This is a genomic window from Streptomyces sp. NPDC049954 (genome assembly GCF_040656295.1).
GTDB lineage: Bacteria > Actinomycetota > Actinomycetes > Streptomycetales > Streptomycetaceae > Streptomyces.
In genome coordinates, this window is sequence record NZ_JBFALS010000003.1 from 584,217 (window position 1) to 601,894 (window position 17,678).

13 protein-coding genes are annotated in these 17,678 nt (G+C 71.1%); 6 read left to right on the forward strand and 7 right to left on the reverse strand.

Annotated features, from left to right (window positions below):
- Positions 1 to 27 precede the first annotated feature (27 nt).
- On the reverse strand, positions 28 to 1,227 hold the full coding sequence (locus AB0J21_RS09020; protein WP_363145159.1) for a helix-turn-helix domain-containing protein: 1,200 nt from the start codon (positions 1,225 to 1,227) through the stop codon (positions 28 to 30).
- A gap of 621 nt (positions 1,228 to 1,848) precedes the next feature.
- Here AB0J21_RS09020 and AB0J21_RS09025 point away from each other — a divergent pair.
- Positions 1,849 to 2,544, forward strand: coding sequence for a pirin family protein (locus AB0J21_RS09025; protein WP_363145234.1), 696 nt, complete (start codon positions 1,849 to 1,851; stop codon positions 2,542 to 2,544).
- A gap of 225 nt (positions 2,545 to 2,769) precedes the next feature.
- Here AB0J21_RS09025 and AB0J21_RS09030 read toward each other — a convergent pair whose 3' ends face one another.
- Entirely contained in the window at positions 2,770 to 3,591 is an 822-nt protein-coding gene (locus tag AB0J21_RS09030; RefSeq protein WP_363145160.1) for a serine hydrolase domain-containing protein, read from the reverse strand.
- 596 nt (positions 3,592 to 4,187) lie between these two features.
- Between AB0J21_RS09030 and AB0J21_RS09035 the strand changes: the two genes are divergently transcribed.
- Positions 4,188 to 4,622 (forward strand): MerR family transcriptional regulator, encoded by a 435-nt coding sequence (locus AB0J21_RS09035; RefSeq protein WP_363145235.1) that lies wholly within the window; start codon positions 4,188 to 4,190, stop codon positions 4,620 to 4,622.
- 81 nt (positions 4,623 to 4,703) lie between these two features.
- A complete protein-coding gene (locus tag AB0J21_RS09040; protein ID WP_363145161.1) occupies positions 4,704 to 5,663 on the forward strand; it encodes an aldo/keto reductase in 960 nt (319 codons plus the stop codon).
- Positions 5,664 to 6,560: 897 nt separating this feature from the next.
- Here the strand turns inward: AB0J21_RS09040 and AB0J21_RS09045 are convergent.
- From AB0J21_RS09045 to AB0J21_RS09060, 4 genes are all read right to left on the reverse strand, one after another.
- Positions 6,561 to 7,241, reverse strand: coding sequence for a response regulator transcription factor (locus tag AB0J21_RS09045; RefSeq protein WP_363145162.1), 681 nt, complete (start codon positions 7,239 to 7,241; stop codon positions 6,561 to 6,563).
- Positions 7,242 to 7,375: 134 nt separating this feature from the next.
- Positions 7,376 to 8,791 (reverse strand): histidine kinase, encoded by a 1,416-nt coding sequence (locus AB0J21_RS09050; protein WP_363145163.1) that lies wholly within the window; start codon positions 8,789 to 8,791, stop codon positions 7,376 to 7,378.
- 132 nt (positions 8,792 to 8,923) lie between these two features.
- Positions 8,924 to 9,793 (reverse strand): DUF4429 domain-containing protein, encoded by an 870-nt coding sequence (locus AB0J21_RS09055; protein WP_363145164.1) that lies wholly within the window; start codon positions 9,791 to 9,793, stop codon positions 8,924 to 8,926.
- A gap of 75 nt (positions 9,794 to 9,868) precedes the next feature.
- Positions 9,869 to 11,077, reverse strand: coding sequence for an alpha/beta hydrolase (locus AB0J21_RS09060; protein ID WP_363145165.1), 1,209 nt, complete (start codon positions 11,075 to 11,077; stop codon positions 9,869 to 9,871).
- Between the two features lie 355 nt (positions 11,078 to 11,432).
- On the opposite strand from AB0J21_RS09060, the gene AB0J21_RS09065 reads away from it, so the two are divergent.
- A complete protein-coding gene (locus tag AB0J21_RS09065) occupies positions 11,433 to 13,046 on the forward strand; it encodes an MFS transporter (protein WP_363145166.1) in 1,614 nt (537 codons plus the stop codon).
- A gap of 184 nt (positions 13,047 to 13,230) precedes the next feature.
- Positions 13,231 to 13,653, forward strand: a complete 423-nt coding sequence (locus tag AB0J21_RS09070) for a peptidase inhibitor family I36 protein (RefSeq protein ID WP_363145167.1) — start codon at positions 13,231 to 13,233, stop codon at positions 13,651 to 13,653.
- A gap of 155 nt (positions 13,654 to 13,808) precedes the next feature.
- Here the strand turns inward: AB0J21_RS09070 and aceE are convergent, their stop codons facing one another.
- Positions 13,809 to 16,541, reverse strand: coding sequence for a pyruvate dehydrogenase (acetyl-transferring), homodimeric type (aceE, locus tag AB0J21_RS09075; protein WP_363145168.1), 2,733 nt, complete (start codon positions 16,539 to 16,541; stop codon positions 13,809 to 13,811).
- A 619-nt stretch (positions 16,542 to 17,160) separates the two neighbouring features.
- On the opposite strand from aceE, the gene AB0J21_RS09080 reads away from it, so the two are divergent.
- Complete coding sequence (locus AB0J21_RS09080; protein WP_363145169.1) at positions 17,161 to 17,598, forward strand: DUF3052 domain-containing protein; 438 nt, start codon at positions 17,161 to 17,163, stop codon at positions 17,596 to 17,598.
- The last annotated feature ends 80 nt before the right edge of the window (positions 17,599 to 17,678 follow it).

The following is a 17,678-nucleotide window of genomic DNA, read 5'->3' on the forward strand; positions in this document are numbered from 1 at the left end:
GGGGAATTGTAGTAGTCCTACAAAAGCCTAGGACTGGGAATCCGCATCGGCCAAGCGCCCCAGGATGAGCGCGATCCGCAGGGTGAAGGCGGATCGTACATCGGACGGGGACCAGCCGGTGACGTCAGTCACACGTCGGAGCCGGTAGCGCACGGTGTTGGGGTGCACAAACAGCATCCGTGCGGCCCCCTCCAGACTGCTCGCCTGTTCGAGATACACGCTCAGCGTTTCCAGCAGAGCCGAACCGGCCTCCTGGAGCGGTCTGTAGATCTCCTCCACCAACTGTTCGCGGGCCGCGGGGTCCGAGGCCATCGCGCGCTCGGGCAGCAGATCGTCCGCGAGGGCCGGCCGCGGGGCGTCCTGCCAGGCGGCGGCCGCCCGCAGTCCGGCCGCGGCGGCCTGCGCGGAACGGGTCGCCGCCAACAGGTCGGGCACCACGGGCCCGGCCACCACGGGACCCGCCGCGTACGGGCCGATCACCGACTTCGCGACGTTCATCGGGTTGTCGCTGCCCCCGGCGATCACCACCAGGCGGCTGCCCAGCACCCCGGTGAGGACCTGCAGCTTCGCGTGCCGGGCGGCGCGCCGGATGGCCTCGACCGTCAGTTCGCTGTCCCCGTCGGGCGCCGTGCCCAGGATCACGCACACGTGCTCGGGGGAGTTCCAGCCGAGCGCCGCCGCCCGCGACACGGCGCCCTCGTCCGCCTCCCCGGACAGCACGGCGTTGACGACCAGCGACTCCAGCCGGGCGTCCCACGCGCCGCGCGCCTCGGCGGCCTGCGCGTACACCTGCGCGGTGGCGAAGGCGATCTCGCGCGCGTAGACCAGCAGCGCCTCGCGCAGCACCGACTCGTCACCGGGCGCCGCGACCTCCTCGATCGCCGACTCCATCACCTCGATGGTCGTCCGCACCATCTCCACGGTCTGCCGCAGCGTGATCGCCCGGGTCAGCTCGCGCGGCGCCGTCCCGAACACGTCCGTCGAGATCGCCTGCGGTGCCTCTGGCCGCCGGAACCACTCGGTGAACGCGGCGATACCGGCCTGCGCGACCAGGCCGATCCACGAACGGTTCTCCGGAGGCATCGCCCGGTACCACGGCAGCATCTCGTCCATACGCTGGATCGCACGGGCGGCGAGCCGCCCGGAGGACTGCTCCAGCCGCTTCAGCGTCGCTGCATGCGGGTGGGACTCGGGCACTGCGGGATACGTGGATTCGGGTTCGGGCACGGGACAAGACTGCCTCATCACGGCCCGAGCGTGGGCGCGGGGCCCAAGCGCGAGCCCCGAGCGGGACACCGCACGCCCGGCGGCCCGCGCTGAGGCCCCGGGGATTCGCTCGCCGGGGAACGGGCGGGAACGGGCGGGGACGGGCGGGGACGGGCGGGGATGTGCGGGGAGGGGCGGGGGAGGGGCCGCAGGAGGGCCGGAGCTTCCAGGGGCCGAACGGCGGCGGCGCGGGCGGGAGCACTGGCGCCGGTCATGGAGGCGGGCGGGTACGGGGGCGGCAGGGGTGAGGGCTGGTGGCGGGCACGGGCACGGGCACGGCAGGGGCGGGACTGGTGCCGGTTACGGGGACGGGCGGGCCGCGGGCCGCAGGAGGGCGGGAGCGGTCAGGGGCCGAAGGGCGGCGGCGCGGGCGGCAGGGGCTGGGCTGGTGCCGGGTACGGGCAGGGCGCGGGAGGGGCTGGTGCCGGGCACGGGAGCGGGCGGGGCAGGGGTGGGAATGGTGCCGCATACGGGGCGACGGACGGCGGCGGGCGGGTGGAGCTGCTACCGGGCACAGGGGCGGGCGGGGCGCGGACGGGGTGGGCGGACTCACGGTCCGGCCCGGCTACCGTGGCAGCCGTGATCGACGTACGCCGCGCAGCGGACCGCTACCGGGGAGGGGACCCGGAGGCCGGGATCGACTCCCTGCACTCCTTCTCCTTCGGGCCGCACTACGACCCGGACAACCTCCGCTTCGGCCCCCTCCTCGCGTGCAACGAGGAGCGGCTCGCGCCGGGCTCCGGCTTCGGGGAACACCCCCACAGCCACACCGAGATCGTCACCTGGGTCCTGTCCGGGGAGCTGACCCATCGCGATTCGGCGGGCCACACGTCCGTGGTCCGGCCCGGCGACCTCCAGCACCTGAGCGCGGCAGACGGGGTCCGGCACGTCGAACGCAACGACGGCCCCGAACCGCTGGTCTTCCTGCAGATGTGGCTGGCCCCGCTCGACACCGCTGGGCAGCCCCGCTACCAGGTGCTCCGCTCGCTCGCCGACACGGCCCCGTACGCGCTCCCCGAGTCGGGCGCTCTCCTGCGCGTACGGCGTCCGGCGGCCGGAGAACGCGTGGCCCTGCCCGCCGCGCCCCGCGTCTACGTCCACGTCGTACGCGGCGAACTCTCGCTCGGTCGCTCCGACGGCAGCCCCGGTGACGACACGGCGGTCCGCCTCGGCCCCGGCGACGCCGCGCGACTGACGGGGGAGGGCGCCGCCCGTGCCACGGCCGACACCGATGCCGAACTCCTCGTGTGGGAGTTCCGGGACGCGATCGGGGGCTGATGTGAGGACATGCGAGAACAGAGGCGACCGGGGCTGCCGCGGCACGGCTGTGCGCAACGGGGCTGAGCGCGGCAGGGCTGAACGCGGTGGTGCCGCCGTGGCGGGCCGAGCGCGGGGGCGTGGGCTGACCGGGCGCGCCGGGCGGGCAGGGCGGGCCGGCGAGGCTTTCGGAACGGCCCGAGGGGAGACCGGCGAGTGGACGAGTGAACGAACGGACCCGAAGGCTCAGCCGCGCAGCTCCGCGAGGACCGCGTCGGTGAACGGCGGCCACACCTCTACCGCCCAGGGCCCGAAAGCCCGGTCGGTGAGCGCCACGCAGGCCGCACCCGCGTCGGGATCCACCCACAGGAAGGTGCCGGACTGGCCGAAGTGCCCGAAAGTCCTCGGCGAGGAGCCGGCGCCCGTCCAGTGCGGGGACTTGCCGTCCCTGATCTCGAAACCGAGCCCCCAGTCGTTGGGCTTCTGGTGTCCGTAGCCGGGCAGGACACCCGCGAGCCCCGGGTGCACCACCGACATCGCCTCGGCGACGGTACGGGGATCGAGCAGCCGGGGTGCCTGGAGTTCGGCGGCGAACCGCACCAGGTCGTCCACCGTCGACACGCCGTCCTTGGCGGGGGACTGTCCGCCCTCCAGTCGGGTCGCCCGCATCCCCAGCGGCTCCAGCACGCCCTGGCGTAGATACTCCGCGAAGGGGATGCCGGTGGCCTTCGCGAGGTGCTCCCCGAGCACCTCGAAACCCGCGTTCGAATACAACCGTCGCGTACCGGGGGCGCTCGTCGCCCGGTGCTCGTCGAAGGCCAGCCCGCTCGTGTGAGCCAGTAGATGGCGGACCGTGGACCCCTCGGGCCCCGCCGGCTCGTCCAGCTCGACAGCGCCCTCCTCGAAGGCCACGAGCACCGCGTAGGCGGCGAGCGGTTTGGTGACCGAGGCAAGCGCGAAGGCATGGTCCCCCGGGCCGTGCCGGCCCACGACGCCTCCGTCCGCACGCACCACGGCCGCCGCCGCGGTGGGGACCGGCCAGTTGTCGATCGACGCCACGCTCTGCATGCCGTCGAGTCTAAGCGCAGCCCGATACGCTCCCGCGGGCCGCCCGCACACCCGGAACGCGCACGGGGCCGGGCATCGGCGGGGCCGCCCGTCGACCGGGCGGACGCGGGTTCCCGCCGTCGGTCGTGGGCACTGATTGAAGGTGCTGGTTGCCCACGTCGCTTGCTTGGAGTGCGCTCTAAGGTTCTAGCGTGGGGAACACGACGGATCACCGGGCCACCACCACGTGGCCGACCGCCGTGCCGGGACCGCGCCGTCGGCCGTCGGCTGCGCACTGGACTTCCCCACTGAGAAGGAGTGAGGCGGGCATGACCGCTCTGCACACCGCCGCACGCACCGACGTGACACGCACGGCACCCCTGGGTGACACCGGTCCGGGCCGTAGCGTCCCCGGCGTCACCAGCCCCGGCCACACCGACCCGGCCGATCCGGACCCTGTCGGTGCCGCGGGTGCCGCGGGTGCCGCGGGTGCCGCGGGTGCCGCGGGTGCCTCTGGTGCCTCTGGTGCCACGGGCGTCGCCGTTGTCGATTCGTGTTGCGGGGTGAGTGCCGGCGCTGACGGCGGGACCAGTCGTGGTGACACCCCGGTCGCCGCGCTGAGCGGCAAGGACCTGAGCGCCACGCGGGCCGGTGGCTATCCCCGGCCGAACGGGGAGGACCGCTACACGATCAGTGAGGTCGTCGCCATCACGGGACTGACCGCCCACACGCTGCGCTGGTACGAGCGGATCGGCCTCATGCGCGACGTCACGCGCTCCCACACCGGGCAGCGCCGCTACACCAACCGCGATCTCGAATGGCTCTCGCTGGTCAACAAACTCCGGCTGACCGGCATGACGGTGGCCGACATGGTGCGCTACGCCGAGCTGGTCCGCGCGGGCTCCCACACCTTCGCCGAGCGCCACGCTCTGCTGGAGGAGACCCGCCGCGCCGTGCACGCCCGGATCGCCGAACTCCAGGACACCCTGGACGTACTCGACTTCAAGATCAACTTCTATGCCGAGGCCGTGCCGGCCCCGGAAAGGAACTAAATCGTGAGCACTTCCGCTCCCCTCTCCACCGTCCGGCTCGGCTCCACCGGTCCCGAGGTCGGCGCCCAGGGCCTCGGGTGCATGGGCATAAGCTTCGCCTACGGCCCCACCGACGCCGATGCGGCCCGTGCCACGCTGGAACGCGCCCTGGAACGCGGTGTCACCCTGTTCGACACCGCCGACGCCTACGCCAACGGGGACAACGAGCAGTTCCTCGCCCCCTTCCTCAAGGCTCACCGCGACGAGGTGAGCATCGCCACCAAGTTCGCCCTCGGGATTGACCCGGCCGAACCGACCCGGCGCACCATCAACAACGAACCGGACTACATCCGCGCCTGCATCGAGGGAAGCCTGCGCCGACTGGGCACCGAGGTCATCGACCTCTACTACATGCACCGTCGCGACCCGGCCGTCCCCATTGAGCAGACCGTCTCCGTCATGGCCGAACTCGTGGAGCAGGGGAAGGTCAGGCACCTCGGCCTGAGTGAGGTCACGGCCGAAGAGCTCCGTGCCGCCCAGTCCGTCCACCCCATCGCCGCCGTGCAGTCCGAGTGGTCCGTCTTCAGCCGGGACATCGAAGCCGGTGTCGTGCCCGCCGCCGCGGAACTCGGCGTGGCGCTGGTGCCGTACTCCCCCCTGGGGCGCGGTTTCCTGACCGGAGCCTTCGTGCAGGCCGAGAGTGAACTGTCCGCCGACGACTTCCGGCAGCAGCAGCCCCGTTTCACCGGGGACAACGCCCGCGCCAATGCCGCCCTCCTCGCGCCCCTGCGGCGCATCGCCGAGGCGCACGGAGCGAGCACCGGCCAGATCGCCCTTGCCTGGGTGCACCAGCAGGCCGAGCGGTACGGGCTCCCGGTCGTCCCGATTCCGGGGACCCGCAAGGCCGCCCGGGTGGACGAGAACACCGCGGCCGCCGCCATCCGGCTCAGCGCCGCCGAACTCGACCTGCTCGAACCGCTCGCCGGCCAGGTCGCGGGCGATCGGTACGCCGACATGAGCTTCACCTCGGCCGGGCGCGAAGGAACCGCGCCTCGCGGCTGACCCCGCATCTGTGGGTTCGCCGGCCTCGCCCCGGGCTTCGCGCCAGTCCCGGGGAGGGGGCGGCGACGCGCGTGGGGAGCAGTCCGCCGATTGCCCCGCGCCATCGCCGGGGTCGAGCAGACCGAGCCGACCGAGCAGACCGAGCAGACCGACGCACCGCACCCACCGAAGCCGGTCGCTGCCTTCGCGAGCCGCTCGCAACCGGTCCCGGGCTCGGGCGGGTCCGGTCAGGAAACAGTCCGGGGCTCGGGCGGTCCCGGTCCGCGATCGATCCCGGGTCGGCGTGGTCAGCAACACCCGCTCGTCTCCGACGTGCCCGCCGGGCCCGTCGTGTCCGGCGTCTGCCGAGGGGCGAAAGCGCCCCGGCGCGCCGCCGGGATCGTCGACGGCGGCCGCCGGGTGATGACTGAGCAGTCCGTCTCGCCTCTGCCCGCTCAGCCCCGAGGAGTACCGAGGCGCATCCTGCACGGTGGCCGAGACCGTATCGGGCGGCGGTCCGTGCCCACCGTGCCCTGCCCACTCGGCCGATGTTCCGACCGGCGAATCCGCGAGCCTTTGCTTCTGCCCGCGCTCCCACTCCCGCTGGGACCGCATGCCGACCCACCTGCTGGTCAGCAGCACCGCACCCGCCACGAGCGCGCCATGCGCCAGTGACCGCCTTGCCTTCCCCGCCCACGCGCCGAACGCGTCTTCCTTGAACACGACCGATGCCTCTCGTCCGTTCTTCGCCGACGAGGAAAAGGTAGGGAGACGGTGCCCCCGCGGGCCTCACACCACGGAGCCAACTTGTCCCTCATACCCAGGTAGGGGTGGTGGGGCGCGCCGTGGGGCAGACACCGCACACGGCGGCCGACAGCTCCGGGGCAGGCGGGGAAACGCCGTGGTGGCTCAACAGCGTCAGGAGTCACCCGGGGTGATCAGCCCGGACTCGTACGCGAAGATCACGGCCTGCGCGCGATCACGGAGCCCGAGCTTGGCGAGGACCTTGCCGATGTGTGTCTTCACGGTCTGCTCGGCGAGCACCAGGCGTTCAGCGATCTCCTGATTCGACAGCCCACGGGCGATCAGTTCCAGCACTTCCGTCTCCCGAGGCGTGAGCCCGCGCAACCGCTGAGCGGGACGGTCCTTGCGGGCCGTTGGACGCTGCTTCACGAACTCCCCGATCAGCCGACGCGTCACCGAAGGAGCGAGCAGTGCCTCACCGGAAGCCACCACGCGGACAGCGGCGATCAGATCAGCAGGCGGGGCGTCCTTCAGCAGGAAGCCCGAGGCCCCCGCGCGCAGTGCTTCGTAGACGTAGTCGTCGATGTCGAAGGTGGTGAGCATCAGTACCTTCGGCACGTGTGTCACGCCGGGCGGCGGGCTCAGCAACTCGCGCGCGGCCGCCAGCCCGTCGAGTTCCGGCATCCGTACGTCCATAAGCACCACGTCCGGATGCTTCGACCGGCTGACCGTCACTCCCGCCCGGCCGTCCTGCGCCTCGCCCACCACGTCGATATCGCTCTGTGCCGCGAGCAGCGCGGCGAAACCCGCCCGGACCATGGCCTGGTCATCGACGATGGTCACCCGGATCGTCATGTGGGGCGCACTCCTTCGGCTCGTTCACGTCCAGCTCCGTCACAATGCCAACTCCGCCTGTCGGCGTCATTACTGATCTCCACTTGGCGGGGCGGGTCCTTCCGTGCCTCCGCCCCGCACGGCGGCCCGCTCGCTCAACCCGGCAGGCTCTCGGCGTCCGCCCCGAGGGGGAGCAGGGCCGCGACCCGGAAGCCGCCTCCCGGCAAGGGCCCGGTGTCCAGCTCCCCGCCCACGAGCCGTACCCGCTCCCGCATCCCGGCCAGCCCCTGCCCCGAACCGGCCGACACCTCCTCCACCCGGGACGCGTCCGAGCGCGCGGGACCGTTGACGACGAGGACGGTCAGGTGTTCCGCGGTGAGCCCCACCGACACAGAGGTGAACGAACCCGGGGCGTGACGCACCACGTTCGACAGCGCTTCCTGCACGATGCGGTAGGCCGAGAGGTCGACGGCCGGGCTGAGTTCGGCCAACTGCCGTACGAGTATCAGTTCCGGCACCGACATTTCCACCGAGACGCCCGCCCGCACCGTGGCCCGCACCAGTTGTTCGAGCCGGTCCAGACCGGGCTGCGGGGTCCGCTCTCCGTTCGCGCCGTCACTGCGCAGGACCGTCAGAAGCCTGCGCATCTCGGCGAGCGACTCCCGCGCACTCGCCGCGATCGACTCGAACTCGGCCCGCGCCAGGGGCGACAGTTCCGCGATGCGGTACGGCGCCGAGTCGGCCTGCACAGTGATCACCGACATGTGGTGAGCCACCACGTCATGCAACTCCCTCGCGATCCGGGTGCGTTCTTCCAGCAGTGTGCGCCGGGCGCGTTCCTCCTCGCTGATGGACTCCTGCTCACTGAGCCTGCGCTGGACGTCGAGTCGCTCCCGTACCGCGCCGCTCAGCGCCAGGAACCCGCCGCTGAGGAAGAGCAGCAGCACCCAGCTGCCGTGGCTGCGCTCCGGACTGGTCACGTGGAAGGCGAGGCCGACCGCTCCCGTTGCCAGCCACACCGCGATCAGCGTCCTTCTCCGCTCCCGCAGCCCCAGGGACACCATCAGCACCAGATAGCCCACGATGACGGGAGGGGGCCACGGCCAGGAGCGATCCTCCAGCCCGGGCATCCGGAGCAGGGCGATCGCCGTCATGACGTCCGCGCACAGGACGATTCCCCATGCGAACACCGGGCGGGTCACGGCGAGCAGGAGCGGAGCCGCCTGCAGCACGGCGGCCGCTCCCGCGATACCACCGTTCAACCGGTAGTCCTGCGTGAGGACGTTCATGGTCGACGGCAGGAGAATCACCGCGAAGACGGACGCCACCCCGTAAGGCGCGACGCGCACCCAGGCGTGTGGCGAAGAGGCCATCAACGGTTCCTGGCGCCGGCCCGGGGAGCGCGTCGCGGTCACGATCGCGCGGCCGGCCCCGAGCAACGCGGTCGCGACACGGCGCGAGTGGGCGCCGCGTGGCGACCGAGGAGCGGGCCCGGGTCCCGTTCGAGGCGGAGAGTTCAGGGGGTTCATGGCCCGCTCAGCGTAGGCAACACACCCCCACCGGCGCCTCATACCGCAGTGCTGAACCGCATCTGATACCCCGGTATGAGAGGGCGGTCCTCAGCCGGCACCCTTCTCGGTGGCTCTCCTCGGTCGGCCCCACGTACCCGGTCCCGGTGGCGCGCAGCCCGCCGGCCCGGCGACTCACAGCTGCGCCAGCAACTCCGTCTTCTTCGCCGTGAACTCCTCGTCGGTGAGCAGTCCCGCCCCGTGCAGTTCCCCCAGGTGACGGATGCGTTCCGCGATGTCGGCCGGGTCCCGGCGCAGCTCGGGAACGTGGGGCAGTACCTGCTGCGGCGGGCGCGCGCCCCCGGTCCGTACCGCTGCGAGGACGGCGGCGGCGAAGGGCAGCGACTCGTGCACCGGCCCGTATCCCAGGCCGAACACCACGGAGGCCGGATCGTGGTCGGCCGGACCGGAAGGGGAGGCGTCGCCCTCGCGGGGCAGCAGCCGCAGGTAACCGTCGAACGCCTCGGGGGAGCGCCACTCCACTCCACTCAGCGCCCCCACCGGGAACGACTGGTCGCCCGCCTTCCACTTGGTGGAGGAGGCCCCGGTCCAGAACCAGCGGAACGAGACGGCGGAGCCGTCGAACGTCGCCTTGCCGTCGTAGGCCTTGAACTGGAGCGGCGCCTGCGGAGCGGCCACCAGGTGCTCGGTCGCCGGCTCGCCCGCCGCGGGGCCGAGCAGTCCGCGCAACTCCTCCACGTAGTACTCGGCGAGCGTCTCCCGCTCCGCGGGCAGCACCAGCCGGTACGGATCGCAGCTCTGCTTGAGCTGACCCGCCGCCGCCTCCATCAACGGATCGGCACCCGGCCGCGGTATCGCGTGCAGAACGACGGTGCCGCGCCGGCCCGGGGTCAGCGTCACCGCGGCCAGCGCCTCCAGGGGCACTCGCCGCTCTCCCAGCGCCTGGAAGAGCTTCGGCGTGCGGATCCCCCGTTCGAAGCGGATGAGCACGGAGTCGGCATCGAACTCCCAGGCGGCATGAAATCCGGCCAGAACATCACCCATGCGGCTCATCGTATGCGGCACGCGCGTCCCCGTCCCCTCTCGTGCTGAGCTGCGGTCTCCCCGTCTCTACGCGCGTCAGGCGGCTGCGCCGGGTTGGCCCTGTCGGCAGGTCTTGTTTCCGTGCTGGCAGATCACCGAGTGGTAGGCGCCCACTCCGATCTCCGCGAAGTTCTTCAGACTGGTCGTTCCCGGTACGAAGTAACCCCCGTGTCCCACCGCGCCGTGCGCCGACATCAGACGTGCGCCGAAGCCCTCCGACACGGGGTCGGCGCCATGCCCGAGACCACCGAACTCCAGGTGCGGGATGTCCCTGATCCAGTCGCCGTTGTCCCGGGTGGCCCAGATCCTGGCGGGGGTGCCCAGCTGGTCCGCGCTGCGCGTGCGCATGCCCGGACTGCCGGCCACCGCGATGTCCGTCACCCGGTCGGGCAGCGAGCGCGCGGCCACCCCGCACAGCACGGAACCGTAGCTGTGGCACACCAACGCCACTGAGCCGGAGCCCGGCAGCGCGTGGATCAGGGCGGTCAGCCGGGTGGCGCCGTCCTCGGCCCGCATGGCGGTGGCCGCGTCCATCCCGATGCCCTCCGGGGCCGTGTAGTCGGCCCAGGCGATGACCGCGGTACGGGTGCCGGGGCCCGCCGCGCGCTCCGCCGCGTACAGGGAGCGGGCCATGCCGACGGGCGCGGTGAACGGGCGGTCGCCGCGCTCGAAGGTCATCAGCGCGGTGTCCACCCCCGGCACGACGACCGAGACGCGGCGGGCCCGGGCGAGGTCGCCGAAGACCTCCGCGATCCGGCCGCTGCCCGAGGGGTCGAAGGCGAGGAAGTGGCGGTCACCACCGAGCATCGAGGTGAACCGCTGCATCCGGTCGCGGGCGTCGGCCCGGCCGTCGGCGGAGAGCCTCGGGTCGTGTATGCGGTGTGCCTCGACCCCTCTGGCCTTCTCCATGGCGAGATGGTTGGCGCGATAGCGCAGGGTGACCGGGGCGCCGTTCATATTGCCGACGGCGAGCGGGTAGCTCCGCACGAGCCGATCGCGCTGACGCGCGTCGAGCGAGGAGAAGAACGTGTGGAGCCGATCCGGCGGGGCGGTGGCGGACGGCAGCGCCCGGCCGTCGAGGCTGCCGTGTTCCCAGGCGTTCACGGCGGCCTGGAGCGGACCGCTGTTACCGCGCTGGTCCCGTACGGCGGTCCAGCCTGTCGTCGCCAGCATGATGAAGACGACGGCCAGCGCGAGGGCGGCGCGCCAGACGTTCAGTTGGGGGGACGAGTCGAAGGAAGTCACTGCGGGACACCCTAGGAGACAGCCGCCCTCGATCGCGAAGCCGGTGAGACACATCACGTCGCCGTGCCGAAGCAGAGGCAAACGGCGTGGACCAGCGGCGCACGGTCCTGCCGGAGGGCGTGAACACGGGAGAAAGGACAGTAGCGCGCCCCCTGGCGACAAGGTTCGTGACCTGCCGACGGTGGGGGAACAACCGGCTCCGGGCGGATTCCGGGCCGCCCGCCCCGAAGCCCCCACTCCTTGCGAGACTCCCTGCGCATCCCGGCTGGGGAGCCTGTGAGCCCGGGGTGCCCGGCAGGTGCCAGTTGGTGAAAACGTCTGTTCGCCGCAGGTGGCCCTGACTAGCGTGAGCGGTATGACTAGTCAGACCACGCTCGGCAGGGCGGACGAAACGCCTGACGCTGCGTCGACCGCTCCGTCCCGTAAAGGTTTGCGCGGTCATCCCTGGTTGACGCTGTTCAGCGTCGCGCTCGGGGTGATCATGGTCGCGCTGGACGGGACCATCGTCGCGATCGCCAATCCGGCGATCGCCAAGGATCTCGGTACGTCCATGGCGGGCGTGCAGTGGATCACCAACGGCTACCTCCTGGCGCTCGCCGTCGCCCTCATCACCGCGGGGAAGCTCGGCGACCGGTTCGGGCACCGGCAGACCTTCCTCATCGGCATCGCCGGTTTCGCGCTGGCCTCCGGAGCCATCGGCCTCTCCCAGAGCGTGTCGCTCGTGGTCACCTTCCGTGTCGTCCAGGGACTTTTCGGGGCGCTGCTGATGCCCGCCGCTCTCGGGCTGCTGCGGGCCACGTTCCCCGCCGAGAAGCTGAACATGGCCATCGGGATCTGGGGCATGGTGATCGGTGCCTCGACGGCAGGCGGCCCGATCGTCGGCGGTCTGCTCGTCGAGCACGTGTCCTGGCAGTCGGTGTTCTTCGTCAACGTCCCCGTCGGCGTGCTCGCGCTCGCGTGCGGAGCCGTGATCCTCAAGGACCACCGGGCGGCCAAGGCGCCCCGCTCCTTCGACATCCCCGGCATCCTGCTGCTGTCCGGGGCCATGTGCGCACTCATCTTCGCGATCATCAAAACGGGTGACGGCTGGGGATGGGGAGACGGCCGCACCTGGCTGCTGCTCGGGCTGTCCCTGGTGTGCTTCGTGGCCTTCGCCCTGTGGCAGACACGGGCCAAGGAGCCACTCGTCCCGCTGGCCATGTTCCGTTCCCTGCCGCTCTCCGCGGGCGTCGTGCTCATGGTCCTCATGGCCATCGCCTTCATGGGCGGAATCTTCTTCGTCACCTTCTACCTGCAGGGCGTCCACGGGATGAGCGCCGTGGACAGCGGGCTGCACCTGCTGCCGCTGACCGCCATGATGATCGTCGCCTCTCCCGTCGCCGGCGCACTCATCACCAAGCTCGGCCCAAGGGTCCCGCTGGTGGGCGGGATGCTGGCCACGGCCGCCGCGATGTTCGGGATGTCGACCCTGGAGGCCGACACCGGCACCGTCACCATGTCCCTGTGGTTCGGGCTGCTCGGTCTCGGCCTGGCCCCCGTCATGGTGGGAGCGACCGAAGTGATCGTCGGCAACGCCGCTCTGGAGCTGTCCGGAGTGGCCGGCGGCCTTCAGCAGGCGGCGATGCAGGTCGGTGGAGCCTTCGGTACGGCGGTCCTGGGCGCGGTGATGGCCGCCCGGGTCGACGACGTCCTGCCGGGCAACTGGGCGGAGGCGAAGCTGCCGCCCCTCAAGCCGGCCCAGCTCGACCAGGCGTCCGACGCGATCCAGCTGGGCGCGAGCCCGGTACCGCCCGGCACTCCGAAGGGGGTCGCCGCCCAGATCACCTCGGTCGCGCACGACACCTTCATGTCCGGCATGGGGCTCGCCTGCACGGTCGCCGGTGTCGTGGCCCTGGTCGCGGCAGGCGTCGCGACGCTCACCAAGCGCGGCGAGAACGCGGAGGCGGATCCGTTGGCGGCGCACGTCTGAGAGCCCGCGGCCCGCCGGGCCGCTCTCCACACCATCGGTTCATCGTGTTCCTGGAAATCCGCCGAGCCCCGCCCGGCGGGATTTCCCCTATCAGGATGAAGAGCGCCGCGGCCCCTTCCGGAGACGTCGCCGAGCAGGTCAGAGTGCCGTCACAAGATCCACACCGACACGGGGGTACCTCGACATGCGTACGACCACCGCGGCAGCCGTCCTCGGCCTCGCCCTCTCCACCCTTCTCCTCGTTCCCGCCCGTGCCGCCGCTCCGGCCCATCCGCCGGCGCCGAGCCGGCCGGCCGCCGGTTCGCCGAAGCCGGCCGCCGGGTCCTCCGGAACGTGCGCGGCCGGGGAGCTGTGCCTGTGGCAGAAGGAGCAGTACCAGGGCAAGCGCGTCACCTTCGAACTCTCCTCGATCGACATCGAGAGCTGCGTGCCGCTGGCCGCGGGCGCGAGCGCGCACGCCCTCGCCAACCGCACCGGTCGCCCCGTCACCACCTACCAGTCCGCCGAATGCGCCGAGACCGGGGAGTTCGAGACCTATCCGGGCGGCGGTACCTGGCTGCCCCAGTCCCCTTACCGCGTCCGGGCCTTCAAGGTCTGGGAGCACTGAGCGGCCCGGACCGCGAGAACACGGCGGCCCGGCCCGCGACACGGAACCGGGCGGGCTCAGAGCTGAGCCCGCCCGGAACTTCCCCCCGCTCCTTCAGCGCGTGATCCGCGCCTGCTTCAGCGCATGACCCACGCCCGGTTCAGCGGGTGCCCGCCCTACGCGTCACCGCCGGCCGCGCCGGGATCAGCCGCCCGGACGTCGAGCAACTCGTACCGGTCGATGGCCTGCTTGAGCACCGAACGGTCGACCCGGCCGTCCTGTGCCAGCTCGGTCAGCACCGCCACCACGACCGACTGCGCGTCGATGTGGAAGAAACGCCGCGCGGCACCCCGGGTGTCGGCGAACCCGAAGCCGTCCGCGCCCAGCGACTGGAAGCGCCCCGGCACCCACCGCGCGATCTGGTCGGGAACACTGCGCATCCAGTCCGAGACCGCGACGAAGGGGCCCTGCGCGTCCTGGAGCTTCCGGGTCACGAAGGGGACCTGCTGCTCCTCCTCCGGGTGCAGCAGGTTGTGCTGCTCCACGGAGACCGCCTCGCGTCGCAGCTCGTTCCAGGAGGTCGCCGACCACACGTCCGCCCGGACGTCCCAGTCCTCGGCGAGGATGCGCTGCGCCTCCAGGGCCCAGGGCACGGACACCCCCGAGGCCAGGATCTGCGCCGGCACCGAACCCGCCGTACCGGTCCGCAGCCGGTACACGCCCTTGAGGATGCCCTCGACGTCCACGTTCTCCGGCTCGGCCGGGTGCTGGATGGGCTCGTTGTAGACCGTCAGGTAGTAGAAGACGTCCTCACTGTCGGGCCCGTACATGCGCCGCAGACCGTCCCGGACGATGTGCGCCATCTCGTAGCCGTACGCCGGGTCGTAGGCGACGGCGGCCGGGTTGGTCGAGGCGAGCAGCTGCGAGTGCCCGTCCGCGTGCTGAAGGCCCTCGCCGGTCAGCGTCGTACGTCCAGCGGTCGCCCCCAGGACGAAACCGCGCGCCAACTGGTCGCCCATCTGCCAGAACTGGTCACCGGTGCGCTGAAAACCGAACATCGAGTAGAAGACGTAGACCGGGATCAGGGGTTCCCCGTGCGTCGCGTACGCCGAGCCCGCCGCGACCAGCGAGGCCGTACAGCCCGCCTCGGAGATTCCGTCGTGCAGCAACTGCCCCGTAGGGGACTCCTTGTAGGCCAGCAGCAGGTCCCGGTCCACCGACTCGTACTGCTGCCCCAGCGGGTTGTAGATCTTGGCGCTCGGGAAGAAGGAGTCCATGCCGAAGGTGCGGTACTCGTCGGGGGCGATCAGCACGAAGCGCCGGCCGATCTCCTTGTCCCGCATGAGGTCCTTGAGCAGGCGGACGAAGGCCATGGTGGTGGCGATCGACTGCTGTCCCGAGCCCTTCTTGACCGAGGCGTACGCCTTGTCGCCCGGCAGTTCCAGCGGCTCGGCCCGCACGACGCGGGTCGGCACGTAGCCACCGAGGCTGCGCCGGCGGTCGTGCATGTACTGGATCTCCTCGGAGTCCCGGCCCGGGTGGTAGTACGGCGGGAGCCCGCCCTCCAGATCCCGGTCCGGGATCGGCAGGTGCAGCCGGTCGCGGAAGCCCTTGAGGTCGGCGACCGTCAGCTTCTTCATCTGGTGCGTCGCGTTGCGGCCCTCGAAATTGGGGCCGAGCGTCCAGCCCTTGACCGTCTGCGCGAGGATCACCGTCGGCTGCCCGCGATGCTCCTTGGCGGCGGAGAAGGCCGCGAAGATCTTCTTGTGGTCGTGCCCACCGCGCCCCAGGTGCAGGATCTGGTCGTCGCTCATGCCCTCGACCATCGCCCGCAGCCGCTGGTCGTCACCGAAGAAGTGGTCGCGGATGTACCCCCCGGTCTCCGTCGCGTACGTCTGGAACTGGCCGTCGGGCGTCGTGTTCAGCCGGTTGACCAGGACGCCGTCCCGGTCCTGGGCGAGCAGCGGGTCCCAGGAGCGGTCCCAGACCAGCTTGATCACATTCCAGCCGGCCCCACGGAACTGGGACTCCAGCTCCTGGATGATCTTGCCGTTGCCGCGTACCGGCCCGTCGAGCCGCTGGAGGTTGCAGTTGACCACGAAGGTCAGGTTGTCCAGGCTCTCGCGCGCGGCGATCGACAGCTGGCCGAGCGACTCCGGCTCGTCCATCTCGCCGTCGCCGAGAAAGGCCCACACGTGGGAGCGCGAGGTGTCCGCGATCCCCCGGGCCTCCATGTACCGGTTCATCCGTGCCTGGTAGATCGCCGACAGCGGGCCGAGACCCATGGAAACCGTCGGGAACTCCCAGAAGTCCGGCATCGACCTCGGGTGCGGATAGCTCGGCAGCCCGTTGGGCGCCTTCGACTTCTCCTGCCGGAAACCGTCGAGCTGTGCCTCGGAGAGCCGGTCGAGGAGGAAGGCGCGGGCGTAGATCCCGGGGGAGGCGTGCCCCTGGAAGAAGATCTGGTCCCCGCCGTCACCGCCGTCCTTGCCGCGGAAGAAGTGGTTGAAGCCCACGTCGTACAGCGAGGCGGAGGAGGCGAAGGTCGCGATGTGACCGCCCACCCCGATACCCGGGCGCTGTGCGCGCGAAACCATGACCGCCGCGTTCCAGCGGGTCGCGTTCAGGATCCTGCGCTCGATCTCCTCGTTGCCCGGGAAGAACGGCTCGTCCCTGGTGGCGATCGTGTTGACGTAATCCGTGCTGCGCATCTCCGGCACGGCCACACGCCGCTCACGGGCGCGCTCGATCAGGCGGAGCATCAGATAACGGGCACGTTCACGGCCGCGTTCGTCGACCGCCGCGTCGAGCGAGTCGAGCCATTCCTGGGTCTCCTCCGGGTCGAAGTCCGGGACCTGACTGGGAAGGCCGCCAATGATGATCGGATTGCGATCTGCTCCGGAAGCCACGCTGTTCCTTCACTGTCGGGTACTGCTCTGCAGAGGTCTGTTCGTCGGTACGCCGCCGCCCATCGTGTACCTCGCGAGAGGGGAACGTCACTTCTGCCGGACTTCAGCCGAGCCGTAGTCGACGCGTTCCCGCAAGCTTCGGAGGTAACCCGATCGGCCTGTCGCCGCCCGAGGGGCGAACGTGGCGGAACGGTAACAATACGTACTCGCGTGATACCCGCGGCGCGGCCCGCGAACCGTGCCCGGGCACGTGCTCGCGAGGGCGGCGCGCGAGCGGGCGGCGGTTTTTTCTGGCTTTTCGTGAAAAGGGTGCGTCCGTTGCGAGGGGTGCCGAAGTGCCCCGTACCGGATGTGGGCAACAATGAGGGGGTCCACCGGGAGTCCATTGCAGAGAGACGGGCAGACGGGAAGTGAGGAAACGAGCCGAATCCTGTGGCATGAGTCACCGGGCGGTGCTCGTTCATGTCCGAAGTTGCGACGACACCGTCAGGAACGTCACCGTTTCGGCGGTCTCGGCAGCCGGGTACTTGCGCGATCGGTCCCGCCCGTGTGGACTACGGCCAATGCCACGCGCACGCGCGTGGCCGAAGAACACCCCAAAACGATCAGGAGGCAATCCGTGAGCGCGACCGCGGACCACGCGGAGGAGCGGACCAACCCTGCCGCCAGGCTGGGTTTCCAGCCCGAGCAGGTGGTCCAGGAGATCGGCTACGACGACGACGCCGACCAGGAGCTCCGCGAGGCCATCGAAGAGGCCATCGGCAACGAACTCGTGGATGAGGAGTACGACGACGTCGCCGATGCTGTGGTGCTGTGGTTCCGAGAGGACGACGGCGACCTGACGGACGCGCTGGTCGACGCATCCCAGCTGGTCGACGACGGAGACCCGGTCTGGCTGATGACGCCCAAGACGGGCCGCACCGGTTACGTCGAGCCCAGCGACATCAACGAGGCGGCCCAGACCGCCGGGCTGTCCCAGACCAAGAGCATCAACGCGGGCAAGGACTGGACGGGCAGCCGTCTCGTCACCCCGAAGGGCACGAAGAACAAGCGCTGAGGGGCAGCGAACCGAACCGGGCCCCCGCCGCCATCGGCCGGCGGGGGCCTGATGCGTAGGGTGGTGCCGACCGCCCGGCG